The organism is Vibrio sp. 1078-1 (genome assembly GCF_033340475.1).
In genome coordinates, this window is record NZ_JAWOWM010000002.1 from 679834 (window position 1) to 695916 (window position 16083).

Below are 16083 nucleotides of genomic sequence, written 5' to 3' on the forward strand. Positions count from 1 at the left end.
TGCTTACTTCATTAACGGTGTTGAAGAGGCAGGAAACTCAACTTTACCTTGGATCATCCATTGCTTGTCGTGTGGTTGTAGTTCAACAAACCATGGTCCTTGAATAGATTCCTCAGCTTTTAGTCGGTAATTACCAGATGCATCCGCTGTTACAAGCTTTGTGAAGTCACGATCAGGAAGAGTACGATGAGTGAAAGTGGCCGTTAGAGCAGGGTAATGAGGTAGCTTCCCTTTAGCGAAAACAATCACAACATTGTTATTTTCAGAGGAAATCTCAGCGTTAAGACCTAGGTCACGAGCGACATTCATTTTACTAATGTCGATATTAATGCCTTTGCCTTTTTTATAGTAATCCTCGGCGACTAAAGAAACAGAGTTGTTCGAGAAAACGACCACAGTAATCACAGTCCAAACTACGACAGTAAGAGGAAGGATGATTAGGAACCACGGCCAAAATTGTTTATACCAAGGCTTTACCATAAAAAAGTTCTCAACAGCTAAATGAAAAAATGTAAGGCGTTAAATTTAAAGGAAAGACAGCCCCTATGAAAGGGGCTGTTATTGCTATGTTACGTAATATCTCAGTTACTTACTCTCTGAGTTACTTAAACTCCAGACATATGAGGCAACAAGCTGAACTTTATCTTCACCCAAAATGTCTTTCCACGCAGGCATTACGCCTGAGCGTCCGTTCATTACGGTTTCTGTTACAGCTGCACGAGAGTCACCAAACAACCAGTCTTGGTCTGTAAGGTCAGGCGCACCGACTGCAGGGTTACCCTTACCATCGGTACCATGACAAGCTGCACACACTACGAAGCGTGCTTTACCTGCCGCGGCTTCACGAGCATTTACTTTACGACCAGATAGACTAAGTGTGTAACTTACAACTTCTTGAACACCTTGCTCACCAAGGGCATCTTTCCATGCTGGCATTTGACCAATACGGCCGTGCATGATGGTTGTAACGATCGCTGCTGGCTCGCCACCATATAGCCATGCATCATCAGTCAGGTTAGGGAAGCCTTTCTGACCACGTGCATCAGAGCCATGGCATTGAGAACAGTTTTGCAAAAACAAACGCTGACCAACTTTTAATGCTTCAGGATCTTGCGCAATTTCAGGAATTGGGCGTAGACCACTGTCATTGTGCGCAAGTTTACGGAATGCTTCGCCGAAGTAAGCGTCGGCATCATCCAGTTCTTTTGCATATTGGTTTAGTTGCTTGTTCTCTTGTGCTGCAGCGATGGCTTCTTTTGACTCTTCTAGTGAGCGAACGGTTTGAGCCGAACTCTGCCAGTTTAAAAAGCCCTTGAAGCTACCTAGACCTGGGAATAGGGCAAGGTAAACTGCTGCGAACACAAATGTGCTTACAAACAGGTAAGTCCACCACTTTGGTAGAGGGTTGTTTAGCTCGCGAATACCATCGTACTCGTGGCCCATGTCTTCCCCTTCCTCGACGCCCATTTTATCTTTAGCGCACCAAGTCAGGAGAATCGCACAGCCTACTAGCGTACCGACAGTAATCACGATAATCCAGAGACTCCAGAATGTAGTCATTACTTCTTCACTCCTTGGTTATTAGGGGTCTTTTGTTCTTCGTCAGCAAACACCAAGTTGGCATCTTCTTCAAAGCGTGCTTTACGCTTTTTACTAAATGCCCACCATACGATGCCAATAAAACTAGCGAAGAGTACAACGGTATAAATACTATGAATTGTACCGAAATCCATATGATCCCCTTACTTCATTGCATGACCAAGAGACTGAAGGTAAGCGATGATTGCATCCATCTCTGTTTTACCTTCTACTTCTTTAGCCGAATTCGCGATCTCTTCATCAGTGTATGGAACGCCGAACTGATCACGAAATAGCTCAAGTTTCTTCTGAGTTAACTTACCGTCTAAAACGTTTTCAGCTAGCCACGGGAAACCTGGCATGTTTGACTCAGGTACAAGCTCACGAGGATCTAACAGGTGAACACGGTGCCATTCGTCAGAATAACGACCACCAACACGAGCTAAATCCGGGCCTGTACGCTTAGAGCCCCAAAGGAATGGGTGTTCCCAAACACTCTCACCAGCAACAGAGTAGTGACCGTAACGTTCAGTCTCTGAGCGGAAAGGACGAACCATCTGGCTGTGACAAACGTTACAACCTTCACGGATGTAGATATCACGGCCTTCCATCTCCAAAGGAGTGTAAGCACGCAGATTTTCTACAGGTTCAGTCGTTTGCTTTTGGAAAATCAGAGGAGTGATCTCTACAAGAGCACCCCAACTGATAGCAAACACGATAAAAATAGCCAACAAACCGACATTACGTTCTAAGATTTCATGGCGATTATTAGAATTATTACTCATTCTTAAATCTCCTTATGCCGGATGTGGGATAGCTTTTAGGCTTTCTTTAGGTGCACTTACCGTTTTGTACGTGTTGTATGCCATTAGGAACATACCAGATAGGAAGATAAATCCGCCTAGGAAACGTACAAAGTAGAACGGATAAGACGCTTCTACAGATTCAACAAAACTGTAAGTTAGCGTACCGTCAGAGTTAACCGCGCGCCACATAAGACCTTGCATTACACCAGAGATCCACATCGCAACGATGTAAAGAACGGTACCGATTGTTGCTAGCCAGAAATGCACATTAACTAGACCAACAGAGTACATACGCTCTTGGCCAAATAGGCGAGGTACCAAGTGATATACAGAGCCGATAGAAACCATCGCAACCCAACCTAACGCACCAGAGTGAACGTGACCAATGGTCCAGTCTGTGTAGTGAGAAAGTGCGTTAACCGTCTTAATCGACATCATCGGGCCTTCAAAGGTAGACATACCGTAGAACGACAGTGAAACGATTAGGAAACGTAGGATAGGGTCATAACGAAGCTTATGCCATGCACCAGATAACGTCATAATACCGTTGATCATACCACCCCAAGAAGGAGCAAATAGAACCAGCGACATAACCATACCTAGAGACTGAGTCCAGTCTGGTAGCGCTGTATAATGAAGGTGGTGAGGGCCTGCCCAAATATATAGAGAAATAAGTGCCCAGAAGTGAACGATAGATAGACGGTAAGAATAAACAGGACGTTCAGCTTGTTTAGGAACGAAGTAGTACATCATACCTAGGAAACCAGCGGTCAGTAGGAAACCTACCGCATTGTGTCCATACCACCACTGAACCATCGCATCCACTGCGCCCGAGTAAATCGAGTAAGATTTACCAAGTGACACAGGAATAGCCATGCTGTTCACGATGTGAAGTACTGCTACTGTGATAATAAAGGCACCGAAGAACCAGTTTGCCACATAAATATGTGACGTGTTTCGCTTCACTAGTGTGCCGAAGAACACCACCGCATATGATACCCATACTAGCGCAATTGCGATATCAATAGGCCATTCTAGCTCAGCATACTCTTTACCCGATGTTAAACCGAGAGGCAAAGTAATGGCTGCTGCCAGGATGATTGCTTGCCAACCCCAAAAGGTGAAGGCAACGAGTGGGCCACCAAAAAGACGTGTTTGACATGTGCGCTGTACAACATAATAAGACGTTGCGAACAGAGCACTGGTACCAAACGCAAAAATTACCGCATTAGTATGCAGTGGACGTAAGCGACTGTACGTCAACCACGGCGTATCAAAGTTTAGCTGTGGCCAAACTAATTGAGCGGCAATCAAAACACCAACAGCCATACCAACTATGCCCCATAAAATGGTCACAAGGGTAAATTGGCGAACGACTGTATAGTTGTAGTTTTGTTCAAGCTGCTTTACTTGGCTCATTTGCATGCTTCCAATTTCTAATTAACTACACTTTTACTTCCAACACGACTTGCGTCGTAACACCACCCAAGTAAACTCTAGAATTCAAGTGTTATCATCACCTTATTTCCATTGCTGACTTTAATAAAAAGTGGCATTTTCAGCGTGACACTATACTTGAATTAACAATTCAATGACAGGGTAGTAACCTTACTGGACCTCTGGAAATCATTTTTTATTTAAAAAGTTTGAAGTTTGTAACAAGGATATTAGTAATTATGCCTGCACAAAAGTTAACAAAGGCGCGACTTGCACAAATCTTAATCATGCTCAGTGTTTTAATAGGCGCATTTTTCTGGCGTACCTTTACACACGAGAGTGTTAATAGCGTTGACTGTTCACAAAAAGAACGATGCGATGTAACAATTGAAGGAGAAATAATCACGATTAATCGTGACTCAATGGGAATTTCGCTCGAAACGACAGAAAGTAGCACTCTAAAAATTGATCTAAATCAATCTGGTAATTTTATCAATCTCAACGAAAAGCATAAGTCAGTAGAATGGGACATCATGCCTGAATCGAAAAAAATCACCTTTAAAAAAGGTGAAAACATTGTTGTAGTTCAATTATAAATACGATCTATCACGAGATAATCGTAACTTATTAATGAAATTAACACCTTCTTACCTAGAGAAAATTGGTTGGAATGGTATAACAGCAGAGTGATATCCAATTATAAAATCGTATGCATTGCCAATCAGTTTTTACTCATATTAAAGATGAAGACTCAGCGATAAAAACGCTCAGGTCCGAATTGACACAACAGAACTTGTCTTACGTGATGTGTTACTACACGGAAGAATACAATTTCGAGTTGATTCGAGAAGCGTTTCTTGCGCATTTTCCTGGTGTGCCTTTTCATGGCGCCAGTTCATGTCAAGCCGTAATGACAGATCAGGGCTTTCATACAGGACCAGTAATTGCGGCACTTGCTGTTTATGATACAGGTCCTCATGCTTATGGTACTGGTATTTCTAATCACAACTCAGGTGACAGCGTCACCAAGGCTTTGGATATGGCCCTTGAGAACGCAAACCGTGTAGGAGAGGTACCAAACTTAATTCTACTTCATGCTACACCAGGGCAAGAGGAATCAATCATTGCGTCTATAGATGAAAGATTTGGAACTCTAATTCCAATTATTGGTGGTTCGGCCGCTGATAATAACATCGCTGGGAAATGGTCTGTGATAACCGCCCAAGGCTCTCAAACTTCAGGTTTAAGCTTAACTCTCTTTTACTCCTCTCAACCTGTTGATATCGCTTTTAGCGCTGGGCATACACCAACTAATATCAAAGGTGTTGCAACCAAGACCAACGATAGATGCTTACTTGAAATTGATAATGAACCTGCGCTCAATGTTTATAGAAGGTGGACAAATCACCAGGATAACCAAGTAGGTAAAGATAATATGCTGTTTACAAACTCGAGTGCTTATCCATTAGGGCGGATCGCAGGTCATCTCTATGATCGCCCATATTACAAGTTATCCCATCCGATCCGTGAGACGCCAGATGGTGGAATCGAGTTGTTTACACGAATAGAAGAGGGTGACGAGCTCACATTAATGAAAGGAAGTCGTGAGCATCTCGTTGCGCGCGCTGCAAAAGTCGTCAATGCCGCTTTTAACCAAAAATTAGAAGAGTCTCGAAAAATTGGAGTGATAAATATCTTTTGCGCAGGTCCCATGTTGCACTTAATGCAAGACATGAATAGCGTTTGTGAACAAATTAACCAAGAACTAGAACATTTGCCTTTTATTTGCCCTTTTACTTTCGGCGAGCAAGGTAGATTTATTGGTGGTGAGAATGGACATGGAAACCTGATGATTTCATCGGCTATATTCCATAAACCTTATGAAAGATAAATACTTAGACATATATCAACAGGAAGCGCTTCAAGAAGCGTTAGTTGAGCTAAAGCAGGCTAGACAAAGAGAACGACTACTCGCCGATGAAAACAAGGCCATTCTTTCCGCGATATCTGCGATGAGTGAGGCAAAGAATCGGCATGAGATATTTACGGGATTAAACAATGTCCTCAAAAAGTACATCAACTTCGATGATTTTATTGTACTGACTCGTGATGGTGAACGATATCCCTTCAAGACATTGATATCAACTAATAGCGTATTTGATAATGTATCCTGGTTACACGGTAACACCTATCAAAGAGCTCTCAATGGTGAATGCATTCTACTGTTCGAGCCAGATAAACTCGCTGAGTTTGTTAACTTAAACAGCTTTATAAAAAGCCATGTAAACTCGGTCGTTTTAACTGGTATACGTTCAGAAGTAACGCAAACCGTAATCCTACTTATTGGAGCTCAGAAAGGGCACTTTAGCATAGAGAATAAGGAAACCTTGAGGCGGTTTCGTCCCTTAATTGAAAGGGCGGTCATTGATATCGAGACCAAAGAGAAGTTACAACGTATCGTTGAAGTAAGAACAACTCAGCTCGCTAAAGCAAGAGAAGAAGCAGAGCTTGCGAACCGGTCTAAGTCGGAGTTCTTAGCGATGATGAGTCATGAAATAAGAACCCCTTTAAATTCCGTTCTTGGAATGCTAGATATACTGAAGCAATCAACCTTGTCAGAAGAACAAATTGATGCTTTGAGCCAAATGGAGTGCTCTGCAGAGTTACTTCTCGCGATAATCAGTGACATTCTTGATCTTTCTAAAATCGAGTCAGGTCGCTTTCAGCTCAATGAACAATGGATTAACTTAAGAGACACTGTCACTTTTGTTATTTCTCAGCAAAAACAAATAGCTAAGAAGAAAAATCTTAAATTCAAGCTCAACTGTACTGTCACTAATGACAAACAATTTTGGATTGACTCCACGCGGTTATCTCAAATTCTGTTTAATCTAATAGGGAATGCAATAAAGTTTACAGACGAAGGTGAAGTAAAAGTTTCTGTATCTGAGCAAGATGCTGAACTTGTGATCTCAATATCTGACACTGGAATTGGTATATCTAAAGCAAAGCAAGAGCACTTGTTTACGGCATTTCATCAAGGAGACCGTTCCATCACGAGACGCTTCGGTGGTACAGGACTGGGGCTCGCAATAACCAAGCATTTAGTCGAAATGATGCGTGGAAAGATTGCCGTTAAAAGTGATGAGCATGTTGGTTCAACCTTTACGATTTCGATTCCAGTTTTGACTCGTTGTAATCAAAATCGTCCAGTTAGAATCGAAACCAATCAACCGACAAAAGCAATGGAACTTCTCGTCGTAGAAGATACCGAATCGAATCAGTTCGTAATAAAGCTTATCTTAAATAAGCTTGGCCATAATGTTCATATCGCAAGCCATGGAGCAGAGGCATTAACATTTTTAGAAGAGAATGAGGCTTTAATCGATTTGATTCTCATGGATGTCTCGATGCCAGTGATGGATGGAATTACCGCAACAAGACTTATTCGAGATAAAGGTCTCAGGACCCCAATTATAGCGTTAACTGCACATGCGCTAGAAAGCGATAGAGATAAATGCCTGGATGCCGGTATGGACGGATTCATTTCCAAGCCAGTTAGAAGACAAGATATCTTTGAAGCTATACAGTCATTTCAATAAGTAAAAAGGCGTTAATATAGATCTTAACAATCGATAGATTATTAAGATCTATATTAAGTATTTTATGGTAAATAACCATTATGTTTAATGCTAAAGCCCTTAAATTTAAAATCTGCAAGGGAATAGGAGCATACTCAGACAACATTTAGCGTACAGCAATACATAATTTAACATAACACATATAATGCGCACCAAGGAGTGAGATCTCAAAGCAATAATGTCCGGTTTTAGCTACTTTAAAATGTCCTCCTAAGATTAACAACATTGTTTGCTTTTGAGGCTTTAACCGAGGTTCCTGTGGACTTGCAATCGCTAGTTTGGTTTGTGGTTATGCTTACGAAGCAAATCAAATCTCTTATTGAAAATTGATGCGCGCTTAGTCCCCGACTTACTGGCGTGTCCTTCCGTAAGCACCTGAATCAATCTATGTATGGTGATGATGGCCAACTCACTGAATTTGCCATTCAATGGCATCACGATTACTAACTTAAGCGCTACCAAACAAAAAAGCCTTTCATACTCGCCTCGTACAACAGCAAAAATCAGCTAAACGCTCTAATCGCTCCGCAACGAAATCTGCCAAAAATCACGAGCTCAGTTGCGTTCTGAAACATTTATAAGCCTGTGGTTATATGGAGGCGAATGTACTTTTCGGGGTATTTGTAACGATAGCGTTTTCCTTTCTTCAAGTTGGACTTAACGTACCTACACACTTTTTGGTCACCACTGCTGGTTACTCTTTTTATTACTGCGTTTTTACTTTTGTGCTCCATTTCTATCATGACGTCACAATAACCTTGATAGCCATCAAACTTATTGTCTACTTTCTTTTGAAGCTTAGTCTTAATCTTTTTAGCCAACAGGTTCGTTTCTGAATCGTCAGCAAAAACTGAATTACTTGCAAAGATCAATACCATTAAAGTTACAACGTATCTCATCGTTTTGGTCCGTTTATGTTGTTGATTGTTCGATGATAAGTAATTTTTCTGTAGATACGAAAATGGGACGCCACATTGCGTCCCATTTAACATGATGAAGTAACTGATATGTAATTAAGCGCGCTTCTTGCCTTTGTTTGCTTTGAAGCCCTGGTGCGGAAAAACGTTACGAATCCTCTGTTGAACTTTTTTGGGAATGCCTTTGGAAAAGCTTAAGCGCATTCCTGTTCGTTGGCTATACACCTTCATTTCACCAGTAAACGGGTTATGCTCACTAATATCCTGTAAGTTGTGTTTGAAAGAAGGAGGTAGATGCCCTTTTACGTTACTAATATGGCCATTATCGAACTTTACTTTTAACACCGGCCTATCGACTGCGATCAACCAAAAGATCACGATGGCTGCAATTAAGATTACATATAACATTTGGCACTCCCTATCCTAGCTAGATAGCAATTTACTCAAATCCTCTTTAATTGAGGTAACTTTTTGACTCGCTTTTTCACTTCTCGACGCTTCGGAAAGCAAATATTCAATTGCGTCAGATAACGTACAACCAAGTTCATTCGCTCTACTAGAAAGCTTTTCCCAAACTCGGTAATCTAAATCAATGGATTTCTTCTTTGTATGGACTTGCTCTGCATTGAAGTGACGTTTCCGTTTCGCTCGGATAGCCTGCTTGAGTTTATTATCTAACTCTTCTGACATGTGGTTTTCTATCCAAGCTAAGACAAGTGTAGGCTCGTGTTCAAGGCGTTTTAGTTCTGCGACCGCTGCATCTGCTTCGCTTGTATCAATATGTCGGGTAATCGCTTCACCATCTTTCCATTTTTTGATGAGATACTTCCATTTCCACCCACATTCTAGATTCTCAAGCTGCTGATATTTCATTTGTTCCGACCCATAAACATAACCTAGTGACAGCGTAACCCAGATGGTTTACTTGGGCAAATAAAACTCTTAGAAGTATCGATGTTGATCACTCATTTGTCTAAGTATTGTTCATTGAGAGATGAATGCCGAGAGCAAACCAAATTGGTGCTAGGGTGTTATAGTCCGTTTCGTTATAATGTCGGCAAGATTGAATTACGATGAATTTTAATGAACCAACTTAATTGGCAAGACGTAACACCTTCACTTGAGCAGTACGAAGCACTTTTAAAGTCTGCACCTTCGTTACCAAAGAAGTCTTTTACTGATCTCCAACCGAGAATGTCGGCAACGATATCTCGTTTTTCAAAAATTTCCGGATTGACGCGAGTACTACTCATTAACTGCGTAGATAATTCTGTATATAGAGAGTTCATCAGTAAAGCTCTTCAGAGCCAGTCTAACGCTGCGATAGTTTTTTCGGAATCACTTGATGCCAAACGTTTATTTGACCGTTACAGTGTTGATGTAAGTGGTGATATTGCCTTCCAACCTGGTTTAATTTCACAGGCAGATAACGGTTACTTAATTGTACCGGCTAATCTAATTTTGGCTAACCCAGGGTTTTGGCCAAATATAAAGTCTGCAATTCAACAAAACCTTATCGAGCCACTGAACCTAAGCCCTACTCGTTTACCTACTTCAGTACCGCAAGCTAAAGCTTATGAAGTAAAACTGATTGTAACAGGAGAAAGAAGTCAGTTAGCAGAGCTAGAATACATCGATGAAGACTTCTGTTCTGGCTTTGCCATGTATACGGAAGTTGAAGAAGATATTCATCTGTCAGAGCAGAATTTGACAGATTACTTTGGTTTAGTGAACTGGATATGTTCTCAATATAAGCTGCCTCACTTAACTGAATGTGGTTTTAGAAGATTGTTGCTAGCCGGTATGAGATTTACTGAAGATCAACATTATCTGCCTTTAGGAGTAATGTGGCACTCTCAACTTCTAACGCTTGCCAGCCAGTTCAGTGATGGTCACGCATTAGATTACAAGTCGTTAGATAAAGCGATTGACGACAAGTATTACCGAGAATCTTACCTTCCTCAGCGTGCCGTGTACGATATTTTAGATGGCCAAGTCATCATTGAGACAACTGGGGAACAAGTTGGTCAAATCAATGGCCTAACCGTTATTGATATGGCTGGGCACCCTGTCAGCTATGGTGAGCCTGCACGAATATCTTGTGTGATTCATTTTGGTGATGGCGATGTTTCCGATGTTGAGCGCAAAGCTGAGCTTGGAGGCAATCTACATGCAAAAGGCATGATGATTATGCAAGCTTTCTTGAGCTCTGCTCTGAAACTGGATGAACCACTGCCTTACTCTGCCTCCATCGTATTTGAACAGTCTTATAGTGAAGTTGATGGTGACAGCGCATCTCTTGCAGAACTTTGTTGCTTGGTGAGTGCTTTATCTGAATCTCCAATTAATCAACAAGTTGCTGTTACAGGAGCTGTTGATCAGTTTGGTCGAGTGCAAGCCGTCGGTGGCTTGAACGAAAAAATTGAAGGCTTTTATCAGGTTTGTAAACATCAAGGTTTTACAGGAAATCAAGGTGTTGTGATGCCAAAATCAAACCTTAAACACCTTGCATTACATAAAGATGTAATAGAAAGCATTAAAAATGGTGAGTTCCATATTTGGTCCGTTTCTACCGTAGATGAAGCTATTCCGATTGTAATGAATAAACCTTTTAGAGGTGAAGACGATAGCATTATTGGCAAAATAGCGGAACGTATTGAAAACTTTGAAAGACATGAGCATCCAGAAGGAATTGTGCAGCGCATCAAAAACTGGTTTGTCTAGTACTGATCGGAGTTGTTTAGCGTACACGTGTTCACTAAGATGCAGCTATCAAAAATTGGAGTAATTGATAATGCAAAACAAACGTGATTCTTATAACCGTGACGATCTACTTGCTTCTAGCCAAGGCGAACTGTTTGGGCCTGGTTACCCTCAGCTTCCTGCGCCAAACATGCTAATGATGGATCGTGTTACTAAAATGTCTGAGACTGAAGGCGATTTTGGTAAAGGTTTGATCTTGGCGGAATTGGATATTACTCCAGATTTGTGGTTCTTTGACTGCCACTTCCCTGGCGACCCTGTAATGCCGGGTTGTCTTGGCCTTGATGCGATGTGGCAACTTGTTGGTTTCTTCCTTGGCTGGGTTGGTGGCAAAGGAAAAGGTCGTGCTCTGGGTGTTGGCGAAGTGAAGTTTACAGGTCAGATCCTGCCAACAGCGAAAAAAGTGACGTACGAAATCCACATGAAACGCGTTGTAAACCGTAAGCTTGTGATGGGTTTGGCTGACGGTCGTGTATGTGTGGACGGCAAAGAAATCTACGTAGCAAAAGATTTGAAAGTTGGCTTGTTCCAAGATACTTCAAGCTTCTAATCACGATTTTAATCGATTTATTAAGGCTCCTAGTTAGGAGCCTTTTTGTTATCGAGTGTTAACCTACTTCCCTATGTCCCTATAATGTAGAAAAGGCTCCGTAGAGCCCTTTCGAATCCTTCTTTTTGTATGTGGAGAGTTTATTTGTAGAGACCAGATTGTCTTTCATCTCTGGCATCACGCCAACCACCTAACCAATACGACCGAGCATCAACTTGTTGATATGGGCAAGCCTCTTGAGACCTTCCATTCAACCCAGCTTTGTAGCCTTGAGATTGAGCTCGTTCTAGGCGATCACGCTTTTGTCTCTTCATAGTTAATTCCTCATACAGGTCCATTTACTAACGTACAGCTGTTATTGTGAAACTTTGATGGAGTTTTTATGACTCCACTTATAAGAATCGATCAAAGTAGGCAATTTCTCAAGGCATAAAAAAAGCAGAGACTCAAATGTGTGAGCCTCTGCTTGATTTAAAAATTACTGACGATTTTTAACTATTTTCTACGGAACCCAAACAATCCAAGCATGGTCAAAGCTAACCAACCAAGACCTGCACCTTGACGCTCTGTCGTCGTTGAGTCAATGCTTCGAGATACGATGTCGTCCTTCGTTGCGTCAGCAATAGGTACTAGTTTGACGGCTACAATTTGCTCTTCAGAGCTACATGTCGCATTGTTTGCTGTTGTGCTATAACCACCTGCACATTTCATAGCAGTACCAGAGATCACACCTGCATCATTGATATCAGTTGCGTCGATAATACGAAACTGATTGTTTTGTTCAGAGTAATCACCGCCATTAGTCAAACTGTCTAGGAACCAAGCTTTTCCATTAAACAATGTTGCAGCACGTTCACTAGTCTCGCCACCTAGGCTATATGGATAGATAAAACCGCGCTTACGACGTGGCTTGCCATCGTCTTCACGAGTCGTTTCTGCATCAAGTTGCCCGACGATCTCATTGTAAGAGTTGATACCGCCCATCTTACCGCCCGCACCGCTAAAGAAAATGCCAGTAGTTGGGTAAAAAGCGCTAATAGAATCCTTACGAACATCATCTACGATAAAGAGACGATTCGGAGCAGAGCCCGTTGGCATTAAGTATCCGCCCGAACGTTTCGCTTCACCAATAGCAACAAAATTAGAGTTAACGTCGGTTAAGCGTGAGTTTGTATGAACCGTATCATCACCTTCGCGCTGTCTAGCTCCTACAACAACTTTATTTTTCCAAGTTGCGTTTTCAACGCTACCTTCGGCTTCTAGAGTTCCGACAAAGACGGTCGCATTCAGGTAGTTATCATCACTGTAAGTGTTGTAACCTACGCCATAGACCGTTGTTCCATCAGTGACAAGGTCACGCATGCTCCCTTGAGCTAACCTTTCTCCATCTTTAGATGTGCCACTAGGCCAAGCCAATTCACTGACGGTTCCGCTTTGATCCCAAATCGCTGCTTTTGATGTGTGGTGAGATCCATTGGTATTGCTTGCTGTTCGAGAAACACTGCCAACAGTAAAAATGCCGTCTGTGCTCCAAGCATGGCTTTGCACAACACTTGCGTCATTATCGCCAGTAAGAATATTTGGCTCTACTGGTGCAACTACGGTATTTCGTGTTTCTAATGTAGAAGCATTTTCTGTGCTAACTTTACTCTGATTACCGACAGCTGCACCATCCTCGGTAAGCTGGTTGATAACATTGTTATATTCATTTTTATAAGCAGCAGAATCTTCTTCTATGAACGCTAACGCATTAGAAGTAAAGTCTTTACTACGTTCTTTATTCCACGGCGTCCAGTTTACTGAAGCCCAAGAGTCACAGGTGGAATAGCGAAGCTGGTTGTAACAGTAACGCTCAAAGTCTTTGAGTTCTTGGATGTAATAAAAGCCAGCGTCTAATCCGAATGGGATTTCTTCACGATAGCTGTTCCCATCCACGGCTTGTGTCGCTGAAATCGGTGTAGTGCGAGTTTCCATTGCAAGTTTAAACTGCTCTGGCGTGCAGTTTGCTGCTGCATCAAAGCAGCCTAAAGCGAAAGGTGAACCTGTTGAAGGATCTGTACCTGCATCGCCCTGTTGAATTGCAACCCCGTAAGCCGTTTGGTAGTCACCGTTTGAACCATGATCCTGAGGTGAAACCTCAACAACTTGATACAATGCCGCCTGTGCGTTCATTGTGGTACCAACCATCATTGCAATGGCGGTCAATTTGAATTTATTACTACAATTCATTGAATTCTTAACTATCCTGTTGCATTGCTTCGAGTTCTTCCCATCTCTCGAATGCGATTTCCAACTCCTGCTCTAGTGCAGCAAGCTGTTCCAATACCGGCTGAGTTTGCTCTACAGGTTTAGCAAAGAACTCTGGATCGTTCACTTGCTCCTGAAGGCTCTCGATATCCGACTCTAATTGTTCAAGTTTAGCTGGTAGAGCCTCTAATTCTCTTTGCAGCTTATACGATAACTTCTTCGAATTGTTCTTAGGTTGCGTAGTTTTGGGAGTTTCCTCAACCACTTTCTCTTTCTTCGTTGGCTTTTCAACCTGACTGCGCGAAGCAAGAACTTGGTCACGCTGCTGTTTAGCATCATGATAACCACCAACGAACTCTTCGATTATACCGTTACCCTCAAAAATCCAGCTGGTTGTCACTGTGTTGTCTACGAACTCACGGTCGTGACTCACTAACAATAATGTACCCTGATAATTGGCAAGCATTTCTTCTAAAAGTTCCAACGTTTCGATATCCAAATCGTTAGTTGGTTCATCAAGAATAAGTAAGTTGTTTGGTTTCAACAAGATACGGGCTAGCAATAATCGGTTTTTCTCACCACCAGAAAGTGCCTTAACCGGGGTTCTGGCGCGCTTAGGTGCAAATAAGAAGTCTTGAAGGTAACTCAGCGCATGACGCTGACGCCCCCCAACCATTACTTCTTGTTTCCCATCCGCTAAGTTATCGATCACTGTCTTTTCTGGATCCAAAATCTCTCGGTACTGATCAAAGTACGCGACTTCTAATTTTGTTCCGCAGTGTAAACGACCAGACTGCGCTTCCAATTGCCCTAGTAGCAATTTAAGTACCGTACTCTTACCGCAGCCATTTGGTCCGATAAGTGCAATACGGTCACCACGCATGATGTTAAAGCTAAAGTCGTCGACAATTGTCTTACCTTCGTAAGCAAAAGATACATTTTCTGCTTCAAATACAATCTTACCTGAACGAGAAGCATCATCGATATTTAGGTTAACTTTACCTTGAACTTCACGACGGTCACGACGCTCTTCACGAAGTTTTTTAAGGGCTCGAACACGGCCTTCATTACGAGTACGACGTGCTTTAATGCCTTGACGAATCCACACTTCTTCCTGAGCTAGTTTCTTATCGAACTCAGCATTTTGCATTTCTTCGACGCGAAGCATTTCTTCTTTGTCATTCAAATACTGTTCGTAATTACCAGGGAAAGAAGCTAATTGACCGCGATCTAAGTCAACGATGCGTGTCGCCATCGACTTGATGAATGCACGGTCGTGAGAAATAAAGATGATCGAGCCTTTGAAGTCTTTTAAGAAGTTCTCTAACCATTCGATCGTTGTCACATCGAGATGGTTTGTTGGTTCATCAAGAAGCAATACATCAGGATCACAAACCAGCGCACGAGCTAAAGCAGCTTTACGTTGCCAGCCACCGGATAGATCGGTCAGTTTGGTTTCTGGGCTTAGTTTTAAAGCGCCAAGTACGTTCTTAACACGGTCATCAAAGCGCCAAGCGTTAGAATGATCAAGTTGCTCTTGAACTTTCGCCAAACGGTTAATGTTCTTCTCACTTGGGTCTTGAGCAACAAGATCGAGAAAATCGTGATAGATCTTCAATTGTTCGCCGATTTCAGCCAAACCGCCAGATACGTATTCGTAAACCGTACCCTCTTGATTGCGCGGTGGATCTTGTTCAAGCCGAGAAACTACTACGTCTTGAGTTATTTGAATCTTGCCATCATCCAACAAAATGTCGCCGGCAAGCACTTTCATTAACGTGGACTTACCTGCTCCGTTACGACCAACTAAACAAACGCGTTCGTTTTCTTGAAGAGCGAACTCCGCTTTGTCTAGCAATGGGTGGTCACCAAATGCAAGTTGTGCGTTATGAATGGTAAGTAATGCCATTATTATCCAACCAATGTGTGAGTTGTTCTAAGTCAAACGGCCAGTTCAACTCAGAATCTTGATATTTTAATACGGGTATTGTGACGCCGTAACGAGAAAATAGTACATCATCGAACGCAATATCGATGATATCTGTTTGCTCGGCCAAACCGACTTGGTCTACTAGAGCAAATGCCATCTCACAAAGATGGCATCCCTCCGTGCTATACAATATCAGCACGTATTAATCCTTTTG

Annotated in this window: 17 protein-coding genes; 5 read left to right on the forward strand and 12 right to left on the reverse strand. The window is 42.1% G+C overall.

The features are described from left to right. Positions 1-3 precede the first annotated feature (3 nt). The 5 genes from R7190_RS06930 to ccoN all read right to left on the reverse strand — a co-directional run bounded on the left by R7190_RS06930 (position 4) and on the right by ccoN (position 3803). The gene (locus R7190_RS06930; protein WP_005377489.1) at positions 4-480 is read right to left on the reverse strand and encodes a FixH family protein; all 477 of its coding nucleotides are present in this window, start codon (positions 478-480) and stop codon (positions 4-6) included. A gap of 105 nt (positions 481-585) precedes the next feature. Beyond that, positions 586-1560, reverse strand: a complete 975-nt coding sequence (gene ccoP, locus R7190_RS06935; RefSeq protein ID WP_005377487.1) for a cytochrome-c oxidase, cbb3-type subunit III — start codon at positions 1558-1560, stop codon at positions 586-588. Next, positions 1560-1733 carry a cbb3-type cytochrome oxidase subunit 3 gene (locus R7190_RS06940; RefSeq protein WP_005377485.1) on the reverse strand — a complete coding sequence of 58 codons (174 nt, stop codon included), beginning with the start codon at positions 1731-1733 and terminating at the stop codon, positions 1560-1562. The genes ccoP and R7190_RS06940 overlap by 1 nt, the downstream gene beginning before the upstream one ends. A gap of 9 nt (positions 1734-1742) precedes the next feature. Further along, complete coding sequence (ccoO, locus tag R7190_RS06945) at positions 1743-2363, reverse strand: cytochrome-c oxidase, cbb3-type subunit II (protein ID WP_005377475.1); 621 nt, start codon at positions 2361-2363, stop codon at positions 1743-1745. 12 nt (positions 2364-2375) lie between these two features. After that, positions 2376-3803, reverse strand: a complete 1428-nt coding sequence (ccoN, locus tag R7190_RS06950; RefSeq protein WP_005396488.1) for a cytochrome-c oxidase, cbb3-type subunit I — start codon at positions 3801-3803, stop codon at positions 2376-2378. 257 nt (positions 3804-4060) lie between these two features. Here ccoN and R7190_RS06955 point away from each other — a divergent pair, with 257 nt between their 5' ends. The 3 genes from R7190_RS06955 (at position 4061) to R7190_RS06965 (ending at position 7423) form a co-directional block, all read left to right on the forward strand. Beyond that, positions 4061-4417, forward strand: a complete 357-nt coding sequence (locus R7190_RS06955; RefSeq protein WP_005377473.1) for a hypothetical protein — start codon at positions 4061-4063, stop codon at positions 4415-4417. Positions 4418-4530: 113 nt separating this feature from the next. Then, entirely contained in the window at positions 4531-5712 is a 1182-nt protein-coding gene (locus tag R7190_RS06960) for an FIST signal transduction protein (protein ID WP_017634895.1), read from the forward strand. After that, on the forward strand, positions 5702-7423 hold the full coding sequence (locus tag R7190_RS06965) for an ATP-binding protein (RefSeq protein WP_132937252.1): 1722 nt from the start codon (positions 5702-5704) through the stop codon (positions 7421-7423). Before R7190_RS06960 ends, R7190_RS06965 begins: the two co-directional genes overlap by 11 nt. Before the next feature lie 614 nt (positions 7424-8037). On the opposite strand, the gene R7190_RS06970 is transcribed toward R7190_RS06965, so the two are convergent. From R7190_RS06970 to matP, 3 genes are all read right to left on the reverse strand, one after another. Next, complete coding sequence (locus R7190_RS06970; RefSeq protein ID WP_025766620.1) at positions 8038-8361, reverse strand: hypothetical protein; 324 nt, start codon at positions 8359-8361, stop codon at positions 8038-8040. 114 nt (positions 8362-8475) lie between these two features. Beyond that, positions 8476-8787, reverse strand: a complete 312-nt coding sequence (locus R7190_RS06975) for a DUF3634 family protein (protein WP_005377468.1) — start codon at positions 8785-8787, stop codon at positions 8476-8478. Positions 8788-8802: 15 nt separating this feature from the next. Then, on the reverse strand, positions 8803-9252 hold the full coding sequence (gene matP / locus R7190_RS06980; RefSeq protein ID WP_005396497.1) for a macrodomain Ter protein MatP: 450 nt from the start codon (positions 9250-9252) through the stop codon (positions 8803-8805). A 210-nt stretch (positions 9253-9462) separates the two neighbouring features. Between matP and R7190_RS06985 the strand changes: the two genes are divergently transcribed. Further along, a complete protein-coding gene (locus R7190_RS06985) occupies positions 9463-11103 on the forward strand; it encodes a Lon protease family protein (RefSeq protein WP_186584250.1) in 1641 nt (546 codons plus the stop codon). Positions 11104-11173: 70 nt separating this feature from the next. Then, the gene (gene fabA / locus R7190_RS06990) at positions 11174-11692 is read left to right on the forward strand and encodes a bifunctional 3-hydroxydecanoyl-ACP dehydratase/trans-2-decenoyl-ACP isomerase (protein WP_005390081.1); all 519 of its coding nucleotides are present in this window, start codon (positions 11174-11176) and stop codon (positions 11690-11692) included. A 140-nt stretch (positions 11693-11832) separates the two neighbouring features. Here the strand turns inward: fabA and rmf are convergent, their stop codons facing one another. The 4 genes from rmf to R7190_RS07010 all read right to left on the reverse strand — a co-directional run bounded on the left by rmf (position 11833) and on the right by R7190_RS07010 (position 16068). Beyond that, a complete protein-coding gene (rmf, locus tag R7190_RS06995; protein WP_005377453.1) occupies positions 11833-12006 on the reverse strand; it encodes a ribosome modulation factor in 174 nt (57 codons plus the stop codon). 181 nt (positions 12007-12187) lie between these two features. Next, entirely contained in the window at positions 12188-13921 is a 1734-nt protein-coding gene (locus R7190_RS07000; protein ID WP_186584249.1) for a DUF3466 family protein, read from the reverse strand. Positions 13922-13928: 7 nt separating this feature from the next. Continuing rightward, positions 13929-15848 carry an ABC transporter ATP-binding protein gene (locus R7190_RS07005; RefSeq protein ID WP_186584247.1) on the reverse strand — a complete coding sequence of 640 codons (1920 nt, stop codon included), beginning with the start codon at positions 15846-15848 and terminating at the stop codon, positions 13929-13931. Next, positions 15826-16068 carry a glutaredoxin family protein gene (locus R7190_RS07010; protein WP_017821808.1) on the reverse strand — a complete coding sequence of 81 codons (243 nt, stop codon included), beginning with the start codon at positions 16066-16068 and terminating at the stop codon, positions 15826-15828. The genes R7190_RS07005 and R7190_RS07010 overlap by 23 nt, the downstream gene beginning before the upstream one ends. Positions 16069-16083: the final 15 nt, after the last annotated feature.